Annotated in this window: 17 protein-coding genes; 7 read left to right on the top strand and 10 right to left on the bottom strand. The window is 69.6% G+C overall.

Annotated elements, in window-relative coordinates; genetic code table 11:
- Nucleotides 1-10 precede the first annotated feature (10 nt).
- From MIAR_RS12225 to MIAR_RS12210, 4 genes are all read right to left on the bottom strand, one after another.
- Entirely contained in the window at nucleotides 11-478 is a 468-nt protein-coding gene (locus tag MIAR_RS12225) for an Lrp/AsnC family transcriptional regulator (protein WP_285638508.1), read from the bottom strand.
- 266 nt (nucleotides 479-744) lie between these two features.
- Entirely contained in the window at nucleotides 745-2,022 is a 1,278-nt protein-coding gene (locus MIAR_RS12220) for an MFS transporter (protein WP_285636233.1), read from the bottom strand.
- A 10-nt stretch (nucleotides 2,023-2,032) separates the two neighbouring features.
- A complete protein-coding gene (locus MIAR_RS12215; RefSeq protein ID WP_285636229.1) occupies nucleotides 2,033-3,004 on the bottom strand; it encodes an alpha/beta hydrolase fold domain-containing protein in 972 nt (323 codons plus the stop codon).
- A 4-nt stretch (nucleotides 3,005-3,008) separates the two neighbouring features.
- Nucleotides 3,009-4,046, bottom strand: coding sequence for an alpha/beta hydrolase (locus MIAR_RS12210; protein WP_285636226.1), 1,038 nt, complete (start codon nucleotides 4,044-4,046; stop codon nucleotides 3,009-3,011).
- A gap of 69 nt (nucleotides 4,047-4,115) precedes the next feature.
- On the opposite strand from MIAR_RS12210, the gene MIAR_RS12205 reads away from it, so the two are divergent.
- Entirely contained in the window at nucleotides 4,116-5,111 is a 996-nt protein-coding gene (locus tag MIAR_RS12205; protein ID WP_285636223.1) for a LacI family DNA-binding transcriptional regulator, read from the top strand.
- A gap of 72 nt (nucleotides 5,112-5,183) precedes the next feature.
- Here the strand turns inward: MIAR_RS12205 and mmsB are convergent, their stop codons facing one another.
- The 5 genes from mmsB to MIAR_RS12180 all read right to left on the bottom strand — a co-directional run bounded on the left by mmsB (nucleotide 5,184) and on the right by MIAR_RS12180 (nucleotide 10,803).
- Complete coding sequence (gene mmsB / locus MIAR_RS12200) at nucleotides 5,184-6,398, bottom strand: multiple monosaccharide ABC transporter permease (protein ID WP_285636220.1); 1,215 nt, start codon at nucleotides 6,396-6,398, stop codon at nucleotides 5,184-5,186.
- Nucleotides 6,385-7,929 (bottom strand): multiple monosaccharide ABC transporter ATP-binding protein, encoded by a 1,545-nt coding sequence (gene mmsA / locus MIAR_RS12195; protein ID WP_285636217.1) that lies wholly within the window; start codon nucleotides 7,927-7,929, stop codon nucleotides 6,385-6,387. Before mmsA ends, mmsB begins: the two co-directional genes overlap by 14 nt.
- Before the next feature lie 73 nt (nucleotides 7,930-8,002).
- Nucleotides 8,003-9,118, bottom strand: a complete 1,116-nt coding sequence (chvE, locus tag MIAR_RS12190) for a multiple monosaccharide ABC transporter substrate-binding protein (protein ID WP_285638505.1) — start codon at nucleotides 9,116-9,118, stop codon at nucleotides 8,003-8,005.
- 2 nt (nucleotides 9,119-9,120) lie between these two features.
- Nucleotides 9,121-9,633: a class II aldolase/adducin family protein gene (locus tag MIAR_RS12185; RefSeq protein ID WP_285636214.1), complete on the bottom strand. Its 513-nt coding sequence runs from the start codon at nucleotides 9,631-9,633 to the stop codon at nucleotides 9,121-9,123.
- A 165-nt stretch (nucleotides 9,634-9,798) separates the two neighbouring features.
- The gene (locus MIAR_RS12180; protein WP_285636210.1) at nucleotides 9,799-10,803 is read right to left on the bottom strand and encodes a LacI family DNA-binding transcriptional regulator; all 1,005 of its coding nucleotides are present in this window, start codon (nucleotides 10,801-10,803) and stop codon (nucleotides 9,799-9,801) included.
- Nucleotides 10,804-10,912: 109 nt separating this feature from the next.
- Here MIAR_RS12180 and MIAR_RS12175 point away from each other — a divergent pair, with 109 nt between their 5' ends.
- The 6 genes from MIAR_RS12175 to MIAR_RS12150 all read left to right on the top strand — a co-directional run bounded on the left by MIAR_RS12175 (nucleotide 10,913) and on the right by MIAR_RS12150 (nucleotide 17,231).
- On the top strand, nucleotides 10,913-12,736 hold the full coding sequence (locus MIAR_RS12175; RefSeq protein ID WP_285636206.1) for an ABC-F family ATP-binding cassette domain-containing protein: 1,824 nt from the start codon (nucleotides 10,913-10,915) through the stop codon (nucleotides 12,734-12,736).
- A 37-nt stretch (nucleotides 12,737-12,773) separates the two neighbouring features.
- A complete protein-coding gene (locus tag MIAR_RS12170) occupies nucleotides 12,774-13,415 on the top strand; it encodes a TetR/AcrR family transcriptional regulator (protein WP_285636203.1) in 642 nt (213 codons plus the stop codon).
- 271 nt (nucleotides 13,416-13,686) lie between these two features.
- Nucleotides 13,687-14,592 (top strand): MetQ/NlpA family ABC transporter substrate-binding protein, encoded by a 906-nt coding sequence (locus MIAR_RS12165; protein ID WP_285636201.1) that lies wholly within the window; start codon nucleotides 13,687-13,689, stop codon nucleotides 14,590-14,592.
- Between the two features lie 97 nt (nucleotides 14,593-14,689).
- Complete coding sequence (locus tag MIAR_RS12160) at nucleotides 14,690-15,733, top strand: methionine ABC transporter ATP-binding protein (protein ID WP_285636198.1); 1,044 nt, start codon at nucleotides 14,690-14,692, stop codon at nucleotides 15,731-15,733.
- Nucleotides 15,733-16,392, top strand: a complete 660-nt coding sequence (locus tag MIAR_RS12155) for a methionine ABC transporter permease (protein WP_285636195.1) — start codon at nucleotides 15,733-15,735, stop codon at nucleotides 16,390-16,392. The genes MIAR_RS12160 and MIAR_RS12155 overlap by 1 nt, the downstream gene beginning before the upstream one ends.
- 68 nt (nucleotides 16,393-16,460) lie before the next feature.
- On the top strand, nucleotides 16,461-17,231 hold the full coding sequence (locus MIAR_RS12150; protein ID WP_285636191.1) for a class I SAM-dependent methyltransferase: 771 nt from the start codon (nucleotides 16,461-16,463) through the stop codon (nucleotides 17,229-17,231).
- Here the strand turns inward: MIAR_RS12150 and MIAR_RS12145 are convergent.
- On the bottom strand, nucleotides 17,182-18,162 hold the full coding sequence (locus tag MIAR_RS12145; protein ID WP_285638503.1) for a pseudouridine synthase: 981 nt from the start codon (nucleotides 18,160-18,162) through the stop codon (nucleotides 17,182-17,184). The two genes, MIAR_RS12150 and MIAR_RS12145, sit on opposite strands and share 50 nt — an antisense overlap.
- Between the last annotated feature and the right edge of the window lie 13 nt (nucleotides 18,163-18,175).

Genomic DNA, 18,175 nt, shown 5'->3' with positions numbered 1-18,175 from the left:
CGAGACGGGCTCAGGGCAGGGGAGCCTTCAGCAGCTCGCTGACGCGGTACGGGATGACCTGGCGCAGGAACAGACTCGTCGAGGTGCGCAGGATGCCAGGGCACAGTCGCACCACCTCGGCGACGCGGTAGAGGTCGTCCGGGTCGGTGGCGACCACCCGCAGCAGCAGGTCGGTGTCGCCCGCGGGGGCGAAGCACTCCAGCACCTCGGGAATGCGGCTGAGAGCTTCGATGGCCGCGCCGATCTGGTGCTGGTCGAGCTCCACCTGGATCGACGCCGAGACGCCGCGGCCGAGCGCCGACGGCAGCACGCGCGAGCTGTTCGGGCGCAGCCATCCACTTGACTCCAGCCGAGCCAGCCGCGCATGCACGGTGCCCCTGGCGAGACGAAGATCCTGTGCGATCAGGGCCACCGGGCGTCTCGGGTCGGAGTCGAGCACTGCGAGGATGCGCCGGTCGGTGTCGTCGAGGTCGGCCATATCGATCACCACTGCTTCCTGTCGGCGGGTCTGATCGGTCGGATCGATCAATCGGAATCGATCCTATGGTGCTTGCAGACCGCTGTGTGCTGAGATCAATGAGTCAGATGACCGGTCGGCATCACGAGTGCGGATCGGCAGGCGCTCAGAGGACGGTCACGAGCCGTGCGGAGGGGGTCGACGATCGGGCGGAATCCCGGGAGCGCTGCCGCGTGAATCTCAGCGGCAGCGCTCGTCCCGTCTCGGCCGCGGGTCGCGCGCGCGTCTCAGCGCACGGAGCGGATCGGCAGCACGGCGAGCCCGCCGAGCACCCCGAAGACGATGGCCGCGGCGAACAGCGCGGTGTAGTTGGGGCCGTCGCCGCCGATGGCCAGCAGCGGGATGGCGAGCATCGGCACCAGGAACTGCGGCACCTGGTACGACAGCGCGACGATGCCGAGATCCTTCCCGGCATCCCGGAAATGGGGGAGCACCTCGGTCATCAGCGCGATGTCGACCGAGACGTAGGCGCCCTGGGCCGCGCCCACCAGCGCGATCGCGGCGAGGAACATCGGGATGCCCGGCGCGAACATCGCGAGCAGCAGCCCGGCGGCCGAGAAGGCGCACGAGATCCAGATCACCGGCTTGCGCCTTCCGGTGCGGTCGGAGATCCAGCCGAAGAGGATGTTCGTGATCAGCCCGCCCACGGTGAACACGAGCAGCGCCAGCGCCTGCACACCGGAGGCAGTCTCCTTGGGGATGCCGAGCCGGTCGATGATGAAGAACAGCAGGTAGGTCGCCACCGAGAACACCGACATCGTCACCAGCAGCCGGCAGGTCCAGGCCCAGAAGAAGTCCGGGTGGCTGCGAGGGCTCAGCCAGTACGTCGACAGCACGTCCCGCCAGCTCCACGCCGGCCGGGGCTCGACGCGCACGATGTCGTCCAGTCCGAGGAACAGGAGAGCCGACAGCACCGCTCCGATCACGCCGGGCACGACGAACCACAGCCATTGCGCGTCGTTGGGCAGTGCGGCGATGATCTGCGTGCCGAGGATCAGGCCGACGCTGGCGGACGCGCTCGCGATCCCGGAGACGCGGGCGCGGATGCGGGCCGGGATCTGATCCGCGAGCAGGGCGTGCACGGCGGCGTTGGTCGCCCCGAAGCCGATCTGCACGATCGCCCACCCGAGCGCGATCGGCCAGAGCGACTGCGCGAAGCCGAGCACGATCGCACCGATGAGCCCGGCGATCGCTCCGCCGAGGATCCAGGGGCGCCGGATGCCGAGGCGTGAGCGGGTGCGGTCGCTCAGCCGGCCGAACAGCGGGGTGACGATCATGACCACGACGCCGCCGATCAGCGTCGCGATCGACAGGTTGATCTCCTTGGTCGAATCGTCCAGGAAGGCGAACGCCTTCGGGATCGCGGCTCCGCCGATGGTGCTGAGGGCCAGGTTGGTGCCGAACCAGCTCAGCACGAACAACGGGATGAACGCCCTCGGCTGCGGGGAGCCGGGAACCTCGCGGTCCGGCGAGACCGCTGAGGCGGCGGTGGAGGTGGAAGACATCATCGTCCTTTCAGGGGTGGTAGGCCAGAGCGAGCCCGGCGGCGAAGGCGTCCTGCCAGTCGCGAGCTCCCTGCCAGCCGGCGGTGAGGCCGGGCGAGCCGTGCACGTGGCCGGCGCCGACGTGCACCGTCACCGGCACGTCCACGGCGCGCAGCCGCTCCGCGTAGGCGAGAGCGCCGTCGCGCAGCGGGTCGAACTCGGCCACGAGCAGCAGGGCGGGCGGCAGCCCGCGCAGATCGGGTGCATCCAGGGGGGATGCCTCGGTCAACGGTGCGCCGCCGCGGTAGACATCGGCGAGATCCGCCACGTCGTCGAGGCCGAAGCCCCGCCCGTACCGGGTCGCCGAGTCGCCGTACGGATACAGGGCGGCGGGGAGCACCTCGAGCGCCTGATGGTGCACCTGTTCACCTTCCGCGCACAGCCAGCGGGCGGCGGTGGCGGCGATGGTGGCACCGGCCGAGTTGCCGCCGACGCCCAGGCGATCAGGTGCCACCTCGAGCTCGATCCAGCGCGCCCGAAGGTCGCGCAGCGCCTCGACCGCGTCATCGACGGGTGCCGGGAACGGATGCTCGGGGGCGAGACGGTACTCCAGGGAGAAGATCTGCACACCGGAGGCCAGGGCGAGCGCGGCGGAGATCCGGTCGTTCAGGATCTCGTCGATCGTGCCGCCGAAGAAGCCGCCGCCGTGGCACCAGAGCATCGTCGGCTGGGGACCGCGCGCACTCGCGCTTCGGAAGCGGCGGGCGCGCAGCACGCCGTCACCGCCGCGCAGGGGGAGTTCGCTGATCCTCACGCCGTCGGGGACGGGCAGGGCGAACTCCTCGGCGAGCACGTCGCTCAGCATCCGCGCGGCGAGGCGGCGGGGCGCGAACCCCTCCTCGGCATCCGAGACCGGCAGTCCGGCCGCCATCTCCCCGACGCGCTGTGCCCAGGCGCGGATCTCGGGCGCGAGCGCCGCCCCAGGGGCATCCTGCTCCGTCACCTGCTCAGCTCCCGACCGGGGTCTCGGCCGTGCTCATGACCGCAGCGCCGTGCAGCGCGCGCAGCTCGGCGACGATCGCGCGATGCGCGCTGTCGGCGGCCTGCACGTGGCCGGTCGCACCCAGCGAGGTGTGCGTCTGGCCGATGAAGCGCACGGCGGTGACCGGCACGCCCGCCGCGGACAGTGCGCGGGCATAGGCCTCGCCGTCGCCGCGCAGCGGATCGAGCTCGCACGTGCAGATCCAGGCGGGAGGAAGCCCGGCGTGCGAGGCGGCCAGCAGCGGGGAGACGTGCGGGTCTCGAGCGGTCCGGCGGCCGCGCCCCACGTACTGCCGCACCAGCATCCGCCCCACCCGGCGCACGATCACACCGGGCATCCCTGGCGAGATCCCGCGCATGTCGGCGTGGCCCATCGTCAGATCGAGGGCGGGGTTCTCCAGCAGCTGGAGCCGGAGCGGGCGCCCGTTGCGCTCGCGGTTCATGATCGTGACAGCCGCGGCGATGTTCCCGCCGGACGAGGCCCCGCCGATCGCCACGCGCTCCGCGTCGATGCCGAGCCCCTCGGCGTGCGCGAACAGCCATTCCAGCGCGGCCCAGCCCTGCTCGGGCTGAGCCGGGAACCGCACTTCGGGGGCGTGCGAGTAGTCGACGGCGACGATGACCGTCCCGGAGTCGTGCGCGCGATCGCGGAACCGCGCATCCCACGAGACCCAGTCGACGCCGGCGATGGTGAAGCCGCCGCCGTAGAAGTACAGCATCGCGGGGAGGCCGTCACCCGCCTCCGCGGGGGACTCATCCGGCCAGTACACGCGCACGCGCACATCCGGATGACCCGAGACCTCGACCACGTGATCCGCGCTCGCCGTGGAGCGCGGCGTGATGCCCAGCGCCGCCGACATGCGGTCATCGTTCTCCTGCGCCACCTTGCGTCGCCCCGCCGCCGAGCGGGGCTCGCGGGCCAGCAGGGGAGCGATGCGCGCCTCGAACGCGGCGACCGCGGAGTCCAGCTGCGGGCGGTGGAAGTCCTTCTTCGTGAATGACATCGGGCATCCTCTCTGGTGCTGTGCAACGATTGTCCGGGATCGAAGCACTTCGATGAACCGGAGCCGCGCATGAGCCAGACACCCGCCAAGGCCACCATCTACGACGTCGCCGAGCGCGCCGGGGTCAGCATCTCGACCGTCTCGCTCGCGGTGAACACGCCGCATCGGGTGCGCGCCGAGACGCGGGAGCGCATCGTCGCCGCGGCGGCCGCGCTCGGATACCGGATGACCTCGGACGGGCGCTCCGGCGTATCCAGGATCGCGGTCGCGGCGCCGTACACCAGCTACCCGACCTATCTGCGCCGGCTGGCGGGCATGCTGCGTCGCGCCCGCTCCGCGGCCGTCGACCTCGTGCCCTACGACCTCGACTCCGCCGCGAGTGCCACGGCCCCACTGCTGGAATCGCTGCCTGCGCGGGCGGATGTCGCGGGTCTGATCATGATGGGCGTGCCGCTCGGCGGTGCGGCGCTGCGCGCCAGTCGTGCCGCGCGCCTGCCCCTGGCCTTCGTCGACATCGTGAGACCGGCGCGATCGGGCGCGTCGTCGGTGCTCGTCGACGACCTCGCCGGCGGGCGGATGCTCGGCGCCCACCTGCACGGGCTGGGACATCGCCGGGTGGCGTTCGTGCACGAGGTGCAGCGCTCGCAGGGGTATGTTTCGGCCGGGATGCTGCGCGCGGACGGGATGGCCGAGCATCTGCAGCTCCTGCCGGTGGCATCCGCCGGGCCCGACCGTGTCGAGGCGGAGGCCCTGCGCTCTGCGGCGGCGAAGGGCGTGACCGCGTTCGCGGCGAATCATGACCGGCTGGCCGCCGCCGTGCTGAAGGAGATCACGAGCATCCCGGAGCTCGCCGGCACGACCGTGACCGGCTACGACGACGGCGAGCTGGCCGAAGCGCTGCAGCTGACCACCGTGCGGCAGCCGTTCGAGGAGACCGGCCGGGTGGCTCTGGAATCCGTGCTGGAGCGCATCGCCGACCCGAGCCGCGCCGCGTCGAGGACCGTGCTGGAGCCGCAGCTGGTGGTGCGGACGTCCTCGCGGCCGGCGTCCGCTCGCCCCGCCTGAGACGGCGACTCGACGCCGAGGGCCCGGTGGATCGCGTCACGATCCACCGGGCCCCTGAGCGTCTCCCGCGCGTCAGGCGCGCTGGCGGCGCTTGTTCCACACGTCGAAGGCCACGGCCAGCAGCAGCACCATGCCCTTGATGAACTGCTGGGAGTCGGTGCCGACGCCCATCAGCGACATGCCGTTGTTGAGCACGCCCATGATCAGGCCACCGGTGATCGCGCCGACGATGCGGCCGACGCCGCCCTGCACGGCCGCGCCGCCGATGAAGGCCGCGGCGATCGCATCCAGCTCGAACAGGTTGCCCGCGCCGGGACCGGCGGAGTTCAGACGACCGGTGAAGACGAGGCCGGCCAGGGCCGACAGCACGCCCATGTTCACGAACAGCCAGAAGTCGATCCGGCGCGACTTGATGCCGGACAGGTCGGCCGCGTGACGGTTGCCGCCGATGGCGTAGATGTGACGGCCGAACACGGTGCGGCTCATCACCAGGGTGTAGCCGACGATCAGCACCGCCAGCACGATCAGCACCACAGGGGTGCCGCGCGATCCGTCGGCCATGCCGAGCAGGTAGGTGAGGTAGGCGATCAGGGCGACGCCGCCGATCAGGCGCACCAGGAACCAGGTGCGCGCCTCGGTCTCCAGCCCCATCTTCGCCTGCTTCGACCGCTCGCCGAGCTCGTAGCCGACGAACAGCACCAGGGTCACGACCCCCAGCCCGAAGGTGATCCACTCCACCGGCGAGGTGGAGGCGGGGAACAGCTGCGGGAACAGGTACCCGCCGCCGAGCAGACGGTACTCGCTCGGGAACGGTGTGATCTGGGTGTTGCCGAGCACCATCTGCGTCAGGCCCCGGAACAGCAGCATTCCCGCCAGGGTGACGATGAACGCGGGGATGCCGACGACGGCGACCCAGAAGCCCTGCCAGGCGCCCACCAGGGCGCCCACCAGCAGCGAGGCGATGATGCCGAGCCACCAGGGCCAGCCCCAGTGCACGACCATCACACCCGACATGGCGCCGACGAACGCGGCGACCGAGCCGACCGACAGATCGATGTGCCCGGCGATGATGATCATCACCATGCCGATCGCGAGGATCAGGATGTAGCTGTTCTGGACGATGATGTTGGCGACGTTGCCCGCGGTGAGCAGCTTGCCGCCGGTGACGACCTGGAAGAACACGACGATGGCGATCAGCGCCAGGAAGATGCCGATCTGACGCATCCGCGAGGTCAGCTGGGAGAGCACCTCGTTCGTCCGGGGTGCGGTCTCGCTACGGGTGGACATGGTCGGCTTCCTTCTCCTTGGTCATGTACTGCATGAGGGTCTCGGGAGTGGCATCCGCGATGTCGACCTCCCCGGTGATGCGCCCCTCGGAGAGCGCGTAGATGCGATCGCAGATGCCCAGCAGCTCGGGAAGCTCGGACGAGATCACGATCACGCCCTTGCCCTGCGCCGCCAGCCGGTTGATCAGCGAGTAGATCTCGTACTTCGCGCCGACGTCGATGCCTCGGGTCGGCTCGTCGAGGATGAGCACCTCGGGGTCGGCGAAGAGCCACTTCGACAGCACGACCTTCTGCTGGTTGCCGCCGGAGAGCTTGCCCACCACTGACGACACCGATGGCGCCTTGATGTTCATGCTCTTGCGGTATCCCTCGGCGACGACCACCTCTTCGCGGCCGTTCACCCAGCCGCCCCTGGCGAGCTTGCCGAGGGCGGCGACGGAGATGTTCCGCTTGATGTCCTCGATCAGGTTGAGCCCGTACTGCTTGCGGTCCTCGGTGGCGTAGGCGATGCCGGCGGCGATGGCGGCCGACACGGTCCGCGTGTTCACCTCCTGCCCGCGCACGAAGACGCGGCCGGTGATGTTCGTCCCGTAGCTGCGGCCGAAGACGCTCATGCCGAGTTCGGTCCGCCCGGCGCCCATGAGCCCTGCGATGCCGACGACCTCGCCGGCGCGCACGTTCAGGTTCGCGCCGTGGATGACGGTGCGGTTCGGGTCGGACGGATGATGCACCCACCAGTCCTCGATCCGGAAGACCTCCTCGCCGAGGTCGACCGAGCGGTCCGGGTAGCGGTGCGCGAGGTCGCGCCCCACCATGCCCTTGATGATGCGATCCTCGCTGACGTCCTCGCTGAGGAGGTCGAGCGTCTCGATCGTGCGGCCGTCGCGGATGATGGTGACCTTGTCCGCGATGTCCTTGATCTCGTTGAGCTTGTGGCTGATGATGATCGACGTGATCCCCTGGCCCTTCAGGTGCCGGATCAGGTCGAGCAGGTGCGCGGAGTCGTCGTCGTTGAGCGCCGCGGTCGGCTCGTCGAGGATGAGGAGCTTGACCTCCTTCGAGAGCGCCTTGGCGATCTCGACGAGCTGCTGCTTGCCGACGCCGATCTCGTTCACGGGCGTGGACGGGTCATCGCCCAGTCCGACTCGTGCGAGCAGCTTCTGCGCCTCCAGATTGGTGGCTCGCCAGTCGATCAATCCGTGCCGCGCCCGTTCGTTGCCGAGGAAGATGTTCTCGGCGATCGAGAGGTACGGGCTCAGCGCGAGCTCCTGATGGATGATGACGATGCCGCGGTCCTCGGAGTCGCGGATGTCGCGGAACTGCGCCACCTCGTCCTCGAAGACGATGTCACCGGTGTACGTGCCGTGCGGGTACACGCCCGAGAGCACCTTCATGAGCGTGGACTTGCCGGCGCCGTTCTCGCCGCAGATGGCGTGCACCTGGCCCCGCTCGACTTCGATCGTCACGTCCTGCAGCGCCTTGACGCCGGGGAACTCCTTCGTGATGTCGCGCATCTCGAGGATCGTGCTCATGCGTTTCTCCTCCCTTCTGCCTGAGGAATGCCGGGGTGGGGCCCGCCGCGAGGGCGGGCCCCACCCCTGGCGGTCACTTGAGGTCGCCCTCGGTGTAGTAGCCGCTGTCGATCAGGACCTTCTTGTAGTTGTCCTTGGTGACGATGACGGACTTCAGCAGGTACGACGGCACGACCTTGACCGTGTTGTCGTAGGTCTTGGTGTCGTTCACCTCGGGCTTCTTGCCCTTGAGGATGTCATCCACCATCTGCGCGGCGCGCTTGCCCAGCTCGCGGGTGTCCTTGAAGATCGTCGAGTACTGCTCACCGGCGACGATCGACTTGACGCTGCCGGCCTCGGCGTCCTGGCCCGTGATCACCGGCAGAGCGGAGGCGGAGTATCCGCCGGAGGTGAGCGCCGAGATGATGCCGATCGAGAGGCCGTCATAGGGCGAGAGCACGCCGTCGAGCTTGGTGCCGCCGATGACGGTGAGGATGTTCTCCATGCGCTTCTGGGCGGTCTCGGGCAGCCAGCGCAGGATCGCGGCCTGCTCGAAGCTGGTCTGACCCGACGGCACCTTCAGCACGCCCTTGTCCAGGTACGGCTTGAGGGTGTCCATGGCGCCGTTCCAGAAGAACGTCGCGTTGTTGTCGTCGGGGCTGCCGGCGAACAGCTCGACGTTCAGGGGGCCGGTCACGCCGGTGTCCTTGCCGTTCTCGTCGAGCACGCCCAGGCCGGTGAGCAGGCTGGTCGCCTGCTGCACGCCCACCTGGTAGTTGTCGAAGGTCGTGTAGTAGTCCACGTTCTTCGTGCCGTTGATCAGGCGGTCGTACGCGATCACCGGGATCTTGTCGTCGGCTGCCTGCTGCAGCACGTCGGTGAGCGTGGTGCCGTCGATGGATGCCACGATCAGGGCGTCCGCGCCCGTGGAGATCATGTTCTCGATCTGGGAGACCTGAGTCGGGATGTCGTCGTTCGCGTACTGCAGATCGACCTTGTAGCCCATGTCCTCGAGGGTCTTCTTGACGTTGTTGCCGTCGGCGATCCAGCGCTCGGACTGCTGGGTGGGCATCGCGACGCCGACGGTGAAGTCGGATGCCGCCTTGTCGCCGCCCGCCGCGGGGGCGTCGCCGCCGCGGGTGCCGCTGCAGCCGGCCAGGACGAGTGCGGCCGTGGCGGCGATGCCGACGAGCGCGAGAGACGTCTTCATCTTCACTGTGTGCTCCTTGTGTGGTGTGGATCGGTTGTGTGGTGCGTTTCGCCGACCTTCCCGGGGGGAAGGGAGGTGCGGGAGCCCGGGTGGGCCCGGTCGGCGGGCGGGGAGCCCGCCGGTTCCGCGATGGCCCGGAGGGCCGCCGCGGGAGTCGGTGCGTGCACGATGCGGCCGGCGCAGGAGGCCGCGGAGCGTCCTGCGCCCGCCCGGTGGATGCCGGCGTGCTCGGAGGATGCGGAGGAGGGGGCCGTGCGGCGGTCCCACGGCGCGCTCACGATGCGGCCGTCGATGCCGAAGACGGAGGTCTGCGACGGGCCGACGGAGGACAGGTCCGCGGCGTCGGGCGTGATCACGAACAGGTCCGTGCCGTCGACGCGTGCGGACACCGCGGCGGGGGAGGGCAGGGCGGATGCCGTGGCACACGCCTCGCAGAGCTGTTCGCGGGTGCGGGCGATGAGCACCTGCGCCACGGCGGCGTCAGCCCGATCCTGCGGGGCTGAGGGATGCGGCATCTTCGGGACTCCATCGTCTTGCGGGTGGCCTCTTTCAGGCCGTGCTCTCATTTGTGACCGTTCACAACGTGTGCTCGATGATACATGCGAAACGGTCACATCTGTCAACGGCCGGGTACGGAGCGGTTACCGATTCGTGATGATCGACGCCCGTCCGGCCCGGGGTCAGCGCGGCGCGGGCGCCGTCGACGCGCGCAGCACGAGTTCGGGGAGGACCCGTGCCTGCTCGGCATCCCCGCCGTCGATCAGGGCGAGCAGCATCGACATGGCGCGACGGCCGATCTCGGCGAAGTCCTGGCGCACGGTGGTGAGCGGCGGGGCGAAGTGCGCGGCCTCGGGGATGTCGTCGAAGCCGACCACGCTCATCTCGCCCGGAGCGTCGATGCCCATCTCCCGGCAGGCGTGCAGGAACCCGAGTGCCATCTGGTCGTTGCCCGCGAAGACCGCCGTGAAATCCCGGTAGCGCAGCAGCTCGCGACCCGCGTAGTACCCGAAGGACGCGCTCCAGTCGCCGAGGATGGGCGCCCGGGTGCGAAGATCGGCGTCTGAGAGGGCCTGCAGGTAGCCCTGCATCCTGGCATCCGCCTCGATCCAGTCGCGAGGACCGGCGATGTGCACGATGTCGGTGTGGCCGAGGTCGATCAGGTGCTGCGTGGCCAGGCGGGCGCCCGTGACCTGATCGACGCCGACGCTGTGCGCGTTCGCGCGCCCGCTGGTGTCGAGCGTGATCGTGGGGATGCTCATCGATGCGTCCGCGAGGGCCTGGATGATGCGCTCCTGGGGTGCGATCACGACGAGCGCCTCGATGCCCTGCGACATCAGGAAGTCCAGGCTGCCGCGGATCGAGGCGTCGTCTCCCGTGGCCAGCGTGGTCAGGCTGATGCGGTACCCGGCTTCGCGTGCCGAGACCTCGAGCGCGTTGATCGCGGTCGTCGGACCGTAGTGCACCGACATCGAGGTGAGCACTCCGATGATGCGCGATCGGCTGGTCACGAGCGTGCGCGCGGCCTGGTTCGGGCGGTAGCCGAGCTCGTCGATCGCGGCCAGCACGCGATCCCTGGTCGCCGAGCGGATGTTGGGGGAGTCGTTCAGCACCCGGGAGACCGTCTGGTACGAGACTCCGGCCAGGCGCGCGACATCGCGGATGTTCGGTGCCCGGACGCGGTCCACGGTGCCTCGACCCCCTCGATGTGTACGTTCACATGGTGCACTCCATTATGGAGGCGGCCTGGAAGGCCGCAAAGCGCGACAGGCCCGCACGACTACCCTGGAAGACGACATGGCACATCTTCTCGGCGCCGAAGCGCTCCACCTCGAGTACCCCACGCGCGTCGTCTTCGACTCGGTCACCCTCGGCATCGAGGAGGGGGACCGCATCGGCATCGTCGGGCGCAACGGCGACGGCAAGTCGAGCCTGCTCGGGATGCTGGCCGGACGGAAGGAGCCGGATGCCGGCCGCGTGACCGTGCGCGGTGGCACGACGATCGGCGTGCTCGATCAGGCGGACACCCTCGACGACGCCCTCACCGTCGGGGGAGCGGTCGTGGGGGACACGCCGGAGCACGAGTGGGCGGGCGACGCGAAGGTGCGCGACGTCATCGCCGGCCTCGTCGCCGACCTCGACTGGGACGCCTCGGTGGCATCCCTCTCCGGAGGGCAGCGCCGCCGGGTCGCGCTGGCCCGACTGCTCGCGGGCGACTGGGACGTCATCGCTCTCGACGAGCCCACCAACCACCTCGACGTCGAGGCCATCACCTGGCTCGCCGGGCACCTGAAGACCCGGTGGGCGGGGAACGCCGGGGCGCTGCTGGTCGTCACGCACGACCGCTGGTTCCTCGACGAGATCTGCACCGCCACCTGGGAGGTGCACGACCGGATCGTCGAGCCGTTCGAGGGCGGGTACGCGGCCTACATCCTGCAGCGCGTCGAGCGCGACCGGATGGCCGCGGCATCCGAGGCGAAGCGGCAGAACCTGGCGCGCAAGGAGCTGGCGTGGCTGCGCCGCGGTGCGCCGGCGCGCACCAGCAAGCCGAAGTTCCGCATCGACGCCGCCAACGAGCTGATCGCCGACGTGCCGCCGATCCGCGACTCCGTCTCGCTGCAGTCGCTGGCGGTCTCCCGCCTCGGCAAGGACGTCGTCGACCTGCTGGACGCCGGCGTCTCCTACCCTTCGAGGGGCTCGGGGACCGAGGAGAAAGTGGTGCTGCGCGACGTGGAGTGGCGCATCGCTCCGGGGGAGCGCACCGGCATCCTGGGCGTCAACGGCGCGGGCAAGTCCACGCTGCTCGGGCTGATCGCCGGGACCGTGGAGGCCACGAGCGGGCGGGTCAAGCGCGGCAAGACCGTGCAGGTGCGCACGCTCACGCAGCGGATCGACGAGCTCGAGCAGCACTGGGATGAGCCGGTGCGCACGGTGATCAGCGGGCTGCGCACCTCGTACACGTTCGGGGCCGGGTCGAAGGCGCAGGACCTCACGCCAGGTCAGCTCCTGGAGCGGCTCGGCTTCAGCTCCGCGCAGCTGTCCACGCGCGTGAAGGAGCTCTCGGGCGGGCAGCAGCGGCGGCTGCAGCTGCTGCTCGTGCTGCTGGACCAGCCGAACGTGCTGATCCTCGACGAGCCCACGAACGACATGGACACCGACATGCTCGCCGCGATCGAGGATCTGCTCGACTCGTGGCCGGGGACCCTGCTCGTCGTGAGCCACGACCGGTACTTCCTGGAGCGCGTCACCGACCAGCAGTACGCCGTGATGGGCGGCCACCTGCGGCACCTGCCGGGCGGCATCGACGAGTACCTCCGCCTGCGGGCTCTCGAGCAGAGGTCCGGCGGCGCGTCCGAGGGTGCTGCGACCCCGGCGGCGTCCTTGAAGATCCCGGCGCTCGACGGCGCGGCCCGTCGCGCCGCCGAGAAGGAGCTCGCAGCCCTCGAGCGCAGGATGCAGAAGCTCAACGAGCAGATCGATCGCGCCAAGCATGCGCTCGCCGACCACGATCAGTCCGACTATGCCGGGCTCGCCGAGCGGATGAAGACCATCCAGGCGCAGCAGGACGAGGTGGACGAGCTCGAGCTGCGCTGGTTCGAGCTCACCGAGCAGCTGGACTGACCTGCACCGCGGCGCTCTCGCGCCCTATGGTGGATGGGTGCTCCCCGATTCCCCCGCACACCGTACTCGACTGCGCCTGCTGACCGCCGCCAGCGAGGAGATGATCGAATGCGGCTACGCCGCCGCATCGTTGTCGCGGATCGCCGCCAGGCTCGGGCTCACGAAGGGCGCGCTCGGGCACCATTTCCCGACGAAGCAGGACATCGCGATCGCGGTGTTCGACCGTGCGGACGAGATCGCCGTCCAGGTCGCGGAGGATGCCCGCCGGCTCTTCCCCGACAGTGCGATGCGGGGCTGCATCGCGTACTTCGCCGGGCTCGCGCGGGCGGGAGCGGCCGACCCGATCGCCGCCGCGTGGCTTGCGCTCTATCAGGACCGCTCCGTGCCCGTCGAGATCGCGCGGCGCGGCTACGTCACCTCGCGCGACGTCGTCGCGGGCTTCCTCGCCGATCACCTCTCCCGCGAGGGCGGTGAACTGCGGATGCCGCCGGCGCAGGCCACGCTGTTCCTGCAGCTGCTCGTGTCCGGGGAGCTCGCGATCGCGCGGTTCCTCACGGACTACTCGGCGCAGAACGCCGTCGACAGCTTCGCCACGGCTCTGACCGGACTCGGTGTCCGGGATGCCGAATCCGTCGTCGTCGACGGCATCCGGGCGGTCTGGACGTCATCACCCGAGTGATATACGCTCGTCTACGAGCATATAGACGCCCGTCTACCTCGGTTGGGGGATCGGGAGGACCGCGGCGCTGCTCTCGCGGCTGGGGGACGCGACCAGGCCCGTGGTGAGGTGGTGTGTCCACTCCCACGGGCCTGATGCCCCTCTCCGTCCGGTCGCCGCGCGAAGCGTAGTGAGGCTGGCGGCGCTGTGACGTAATGTGACGGGCCGATTACGGGGCTCCCGGAGGCGCCACGTACCGTTTTCGAGTCCCCCACGAGAGGAATCACAGACCATGTCCCGTCGCATCACCACCCTCGCAGCCGCCGCCGCAACGGCCGCTGTCCTGATCGCCTCCCTCGTCGGGTGCGCCTCCAATCCGGCATCCTCCACCGACTCCGCCAAGAAGGACGACACGGTCAAGATCGGCGTCGTCGGCAAGAGCGATGCCCAGTGGCCCGCGTTCGTCGCCGCGGCCAAGAAGGAGGGCATCTCGGTCGAACTGGTCGACTTCGGCTCCTACGAGCAGCCCAACCCCGCGCTCGCCGAGGGCGAGCTCGACCTGAACCAGTTCCAGCACATCGTCTACCTCGCGCAGTACGACAAGGCCTCGGGCAAGGACCTGCAGCCGATCGGCGCGACCGCGATCTACCCGCTGGGCCTGTACTCGAAGAAGTACGACTCGGTGAAGGACATCCCGAAGGGCGAGACCGTCGCCGTGCCGGACGACGCCTCCAACCAGGCCCGCGCGCTGCTGGTGCTCCAGTCGGCCGGCCTCATCAAGCTGAAGAGCGGCGGCACCATCGTCAGTGACCTCGCCGACGTCGACACCGACAAGTCCAAGGTCAAGGTGTCCGCGCTCGAGGCGGCCGTCATCCCGACCGCTCTGCCCGACGTCGCCGCGGCGATCATCAACAACGACTTCGTCAAGGATGCGGGCCTCAGCTTCAAGGACGCCATCGCACAGGACGACCCGACCGACCCGAACGCGCTGCCGTACGTGAACATCTTCGCGGCCCGCGCCGATGACGTCGACAATCCGACCTACAAGAAGCTCGTCGAGATCTTCCAGACCGACGCGGCGGTGCAGAAGGGCCTGCAGGAGTCCTCGGGCGACACGGCGGTGCCGCTGAAGACCGCGGCCGCCGACCTGCAGAAGTCGCTGAAGACGGTTCTCGAGGACACCGTCATCAAGAAGTGACATCCCGCGTTCACACCTGAATGCGAGAGAATCGGGCGGCGCGAACTCGCGCCGCCCGATTCCCGTGCACACCGCATCCCCACCCTCGGGAGAACACATGCCCATCGTGAGCCTCGCCGGCGTCACCAAGAGCTACCCGGCAGCGGGGCGCGACAGCGCACCTGTGACCGCGGTCGACGACGTCACCCTCGACATCGAGCAGGGCGACGTGTTCGGCATCATCGGCTACTCCGGAGCGGGCAAGTCCACTCTGGTGCGGCTGATCAACGCCCTCGAACCCGCCACGAGCGGGACGATCCACGTCGACGGCGTCGACATCACCGCGCTGAGCGAGCGGGAGCTGCGCCGGATCCGCGGCGGGGTCGGCATGATCTTCCAGCAGTTCAATCTGTTCTCGGCGAAGACCGTCAAGGCCAACATCGCCTATCCGCTGAAGCTCGCCGGCTGGTCCCCGCGCGAGATCGACGAGCGCGTGGCCGAGCTGCTGAGATTCGTGGGCCTCGCCGACAAGGCGCGCGCCTACCCCGAGCAGCTCTCCGGCGGTCAGAAGCAGCGCGTGGGCATCGCCCGTGCGCTGGCGACCCGGCCCAGCATCCTGCTCGCCGACGAGGCGACCAGCGCGCTGGACCCGCAGACCACGCACGAGGTGCTCGATCTGCTGGGACGCGTCAACCGCGAGCAGGGCGTGACGATCGTCGTCATCACGCACGAGATGGACGTCATCCAGACGATCGCGACGAAGGTCGCCGTGATGGAGAAGGGCCGGGTGATCGAGAAGGGCGAGGTCTTCGACGTCTTCTCCCGACCGCAGAACCCCGCCTCCCAGCGCTTCGTCGGCACGGTCATCAAGGGACTTCCGTCGCCGGCCGAGGCCGCGGCTCTCCGCGAGCGGCACGCCGGACGCCTGGTCACGTTCTCGTTCCGCGACGGGGACTCCTCGCAGTCGCAGGTGCTGCTGGACCTCGCACAGGCGGGCCTCGAGTTCGAGCTCGTGTACGGCGGCATCAACGACATCCGCGGTCGCGCCTTCGGCCATCTCACCCTGGCGATCCGGGGTGCGGATGCCGCGATCGACGAGGCGCTTCGCGGCATCCGGCAGCACGCCGAAGTGACCGAGCTCGAGCAGGAGGGGACGCGCTGATGGACCGTCTCATCGAACTGGGCGGCGAATTCTGGAAGGCCGCCGTCGAGACGCTGTACATGACGGTGTTCGCGCTGGTCATGGCGGGCGTTCTCGGCACCCTCATCGGCGTGGGCCTGTACCTCACCCGCCGCGGCGGGCTGCTGCCGAACCGCTTCGTCAACGGGCTGCTCGAGCTGCTGGTGAACTTCTTCCGCCCGATCCCGTTCGTGATCTTCATCGCCGTGGCGATGCCGTTGACGCGGGCCGTGATCGGCGTCGGCATCGGCACCACGGCCGGCGCCTTCGCGATCGGTCTCGCAGCCTCCTTCGCGATCGCGCGCATCGTCGAGCAGCATCTCGTGTCGGTCGCGCCGGGCGTGCTCGAGGCCGCGCGCGCGATGGGCGCCGGCCCGTGGCGCATCCTCTTCACCGTCGCGATCCCCGAGTCGCTCGGGCCGCTCATCCTCGGCTACACGTTCATCGTGGTCGCGCTCATCGACATGACCGCCATGGCCGGCCTCGTGGGCGGCGGTGGTCTGGGCGCCTTCGCGCAGATCTACGGCTTCCGTCAGTTCGAGCCGGTCGTGATGTGGGCAGCCATCGTGCTGATCGTCGTGTTCGTGCACCTCGTGCAGCTGCTGGGGACGAAGCTCGCGCGCGTGATCATGCGGCGATAGCCCTTCCGCCGCGACCCGAGACGTGCCATCCTCGCACCAGGGGAGTCCTCTGGGGTGAAAGGCGCGTCATGGGCACGGGGATGTTCCAGGCGGCAGACGGCTACGACCGTCTGATAGGTCGATTCCTGCCTTCACTGGCGCCGGCGTTCGCCGACTTCGCCGGTGTGGAGAAGGGCAGCGCGCTCGACGTCGGATGCGGACCGGGCGGCCTCACGGTCGAGCTGGCCCGCCGCCTCGGCGCGGGGAGCGTCTCGGCGATCGATCCCTCGTCGCCGTTCGTCGCGGCCTGCCGCGAGCGAGTGCCGGGTGCTGAGGTCATCGAGGGCGTCGCGGAGGCTCTGCCCTTCGCCGACGGCGCGTTCGACTCGGCGCTGTCCTCGCTCGTGGTCGGCTTCATGTCGGACGCGCAGCGGGGCGTGCGCGAGATGGCGCGGGTGACCCGCGCCGGTGGCGTGGTGGCGCTGTGCTTCTGGGACCATGCGCGGATGCAGGGCATCGCGCGCTTCTGGCGGGCCGCGGGTCGCGTGCTCGGGATCTCTCCCGCGGACGACCGGCTGCTGGGGCTCCGCGAGGGCGAACTGGCGTCGCTGCTCGAGGGGGCCGGGCTCGTCGATGTTCGCGCCACTGAGATCGTGGCGACGGCCGACTACCGGGACATCGATGACCTCTGGTCCGGCTACACCGCCAGGATCGGCCCTATCGGACAGTTCGTGCAGACCCTGACTGCCGATCAGCTGGATGCCGTGCGCATCGCCGTTCGCGAGGACCTCGACGATCCGGACGGACCATTCACCCTCGATGCGGTGGCGTGGGCCGCACGGGCAGCGGTTCCGGCCTGACAGGCGCCTCCTGCAGGGTCCTGCGCGTCACGAACTCCCGTGCGTCGCCGGTGAGCGGATCCGTGAACCGCAGTTCGCGGGCCAGCAGCTGCAGGGGCTTCGTGAAGTCGTCGGGCGCTTCGGGCAGCAGCACGGGGTAGAAGCCGTCGTTGAGGATGCCTGCGCCCAGCGCCGCCAGGTGCACCCGCAGCTGGTGCATCTTCCCGGAGTGCGGCCGGAGTCGCGTGTGCAGCACGCGCTCGTCTGCGTCGATCAGCTCGATCAGCGTCTCGGAGTTGGGCTCGCGGTCGGCATCGACCCGCACGCACACGTTCGCGCGGAGCTTCTCGATGTGATTGCGGTGGACGATCGGGAACGGACGGCCGTCGAGCGCGGGGGATGCCGCATCCCACCCCTCGGGCAGGGCCGACACCGCCTCGTACACCTTCTCCACCCGGCGGTTCTCGAACAGCAGCTGGTAGGCACCGCGGGTCTCCGGGCGCACCGAGAACATCAGCAGGCCCGCCGTCGCCCGGTCCAGACGATGGATCGGGGTCAGCTCGGGGATGCCGAGCAGGTTCCGCAGCCGCACCAGCGCGGAGTTCTGCAGGTACTTGCCGCCCGGGGTGGTCGGCAGGAAGTGCGGCTTGTCGGCCACCACGAGGTCGCGGTCCTGGTGCAGCACCTCGATCTCGAACGGGATCTCGCGCTCCACCGGCGGCTCCCGGTAGTACCAGACGAACTCTTGTGCGCCCAGCGGGGTGTCCCTGGTGAGGGGCGAGCCGTCGCGCGCCACGATCTCACCGCGGTCGAAGCGCGTCAGCAGTCGTTCCGGGTCGAGGTGGAAGAAGCGCTCGGCCATGTACGCGCCGATGGTGGGCCACGGACCGCTCAGCGGCAGGTGCAGCCGGGTCGCACCGACGCCGTCGCGCACCGGCAGCGGTGAGGTCATCGCCATCAGCGCG

It is taken from the genome of Microbacterium arabinogalactanolyticum (assembly GCF_030268005.1).
Taxonomy (GTDB): domain Bacteria; phylum Actinomycetota; class Actinomycetes; order Actinomycetales; family Microbacteriaceae; genus Microbacterium; species Microbacterium arabinogalactanolyticum.
This window is presented reverse-complemented; position numbering and strand designations above follow the sequence as displayed.